A 2371-nucleotide genomic window follows, 5' to 3' on the forward strand; every position below is an offset into this window, starting at 1 on the left:
TTATTGTCTGTACGCTTCGATAACATCCTAAATTTCCCCCGTTAACCAAGAATTCTATCCCTATTATACAAAAAAAACCTGTAGATTTGGCCACTAGTTAGGGACTTTGTCTACAAGCTGAGAGGCTGATAGAGTCAGCCTCTTTTGGTAGTTTATCTTATTTGAGAGAAACCCAAACACTTTTCACTTCAGTATAGTTGTCTAATGCATACGAACCCATTTCACGACCAATACCAGATTGTTTGTATCCGCCGAACGGGCTTGCTGCATCAAATACATTATAGCAGTTTACCCATACAGTGCCGGCTTTTAATTTGCTAGCAATGTAGTGAGCTTTTCCAACGTCACGAGTCCAAACGCCCGCTGCTAATCCATAGTTGCTATCATTTGCTCGGTCAATTAAATCATCGATATCTTCATATGGAAGTGCAGCGATAACCGGACCGAAAATTTCTTCACGGGCAATCGTCATTTTGTTATCAACGTTAGCAAAGATTGTTGGCTCTACGAAGTATCCTTGTTCGAATGGAACATTACCACCGGTTAACAGTTCTGCTCCTTCATCTACCCCTTTTTCGATATAGCTTAACACTTTATTATGCTGCTCATCGGAAACAAGTGGTCCCATTTCCGTATCTTCTTTTAAGCCGAATCCTTGTTTAATACTTTTTGCATGACTAACCATATCGGCCACAACGTTGTCATATTGTTTCTTTTGAATGAACACACGAGATCCAGCACAACAAACTTGACCTTGGTTAAACATAACCCCATTTAATGCCCCAGGAATTGCTCTAGAAAAGTCGGCATCTGGTAAGATGATGTTTGGTGATTTTCCACCTAGTTCAAGAGTTACACGTTTTAATGATTTTGAAGCGCGTTCCATGATGCGCTTACCAACTTCCGTTGATCCGGTAAACGCAATTTTATCTACTAAAGGATGATCAACAAGTGGTTGGCCGGCAGTTTCTCCAAAGCCAGGAACAATGTTTACGACACCTTTAGGGAACCCAGCTTCTTCTATTAATTCTGCTAAATATAATGCGGAAAGTGGTGTTTGTTCCGCTGGTTTAAGGACAATTGTACATCCTGTGGCGAGAGCAGCCCCCATTTTCCACATGGCCATAAGAAGCGGGAAATTCCATGGGATGATTTGTCCGACAACACCAACCGGTTCATGTCTTGTATAGTTTAAAAACGGTCCATTTACTGGTATCGTTTGACCGACAATTTTCGTTGTCCAACCAGCATAATAACGTAAATGTTCAATTGCTAGTGGAAGATCGGCATTCATTGTTTCACGAATTGGTTTACCATTATCTAATGTTTCCAATTCAGCTAATTCTGCTTTATTTTCTTCCATTAAATCTGCTAATCTATAAATCAATCGACTTCTTTCAGCAGGTTTCATTTTAGACCATGGTCCTTCGTCGAAAGCTGTACGTGCCGCTTTAACAGCTAGATCAATATCTTCCGGACCAGCTTCCGATACATGGGCAAGTACTTCACCTGTAGCTGGGTTGATAGATTCAAAAGTCTTACCGGAAACGCTTTCGACGAATTCACCGTTGATATAAAGTCGCTTCGTACCCGTTAAAAACTTCTCTACTTTTTCACGCAGTTTAATAGCAGTTTGGCTCATAGATATTAACTCCTCCTTATATATTATTCTATTAAGCGAATCTATGATGTTGCCTCCAACATTCATGATACATGAGATTAAAAATTCTTTCAATTATAACATTTCTAAAAAATGCAACAAAACTTGACATTTTTCAAACCGTTTGGCGAATGTTTATCTTGAATCGACAAAAAAAGATTACTAGAACTATTTCAAATTAACCAAAGTGATAGATTAGGGTAGGTTAATAAAATGTCGATAGAAAAAAATAGATATTCGATTGAACGTGTGAAAAAATATTTCTATTGCTGTGGTGAAATTGGAAAAATCGGTGGATAGGGTTTAATGAAAGCAGAAAAACCGGTCGGGTAGGGAAAAAAGTGATTTCATCAGGCAGATGAACGCAGAAAATCCGATTAGGTAGGGAAAAAAGTGATTTCATCAGGCAGATGAACGCAGAAAATCCGATTGGGTAGCAAAAAAAGTGATTTCATCGGGCAGATGAACGCAGAAAATCCGATTGGGTAGAGAAAAAAGTGTTTTCATCAGGTAGATGAAAGCAGAAAAACCGGTCGGGTAGGGAAAAAAGTGTTTTCATCAGGTAGATGAACGCAGAAAATCCGATTAGGTAGGGAAAAAAGTGATTTCATCGGGGAGATGAAAGCAGAAAAACCGGTTGGGTAGGGAAAAAAGTGATTTCATCGGGGAGATGAAAGCAGAAAAACCGGTTGGGTAGAGAAAAAAGTGTTT

At 39.2% G+C, this 2371-nt stretch carries 1 protein-coding gene; it reads right to left on the bottom strand.

Annotated features, from left to right (window positions below; translation table 11 throughout):
- Positions 1–157 precede the first annotated feature (157 nt).
- Positions 158–1642: an aldehyde dehydrogenase family protein gene (locus tag OEV82_RS08775; protein WP_173661893.1), complete on the bottom strand. Its 1485-nt coding sequence runs from the start codon at positions 1640–1642 to the stop codon at positions 158–160.
- Positions 1643–2371: the final 729 nt, after the last annotated feature.

This window comes from Pallidibacillus thermolactis, from assembly GCF_025660415.1.
GTDB lineage: Bacteria > Bacillota > Bacilli > Bacillales > Caldibacillaceae > Pallidibacillus > Pallidibacillus thermolactis.

What these genes read in the sequence shown, in the direction of transcription:
- OEV82_RS08775 (WP_173661893.1), bottom strand. Translation starts at nt 1,642, where the DNA reads ATGAGCCAAACTGCTATTAAACTGCGTGAAAAAGTAGAGAAGTTTTTA.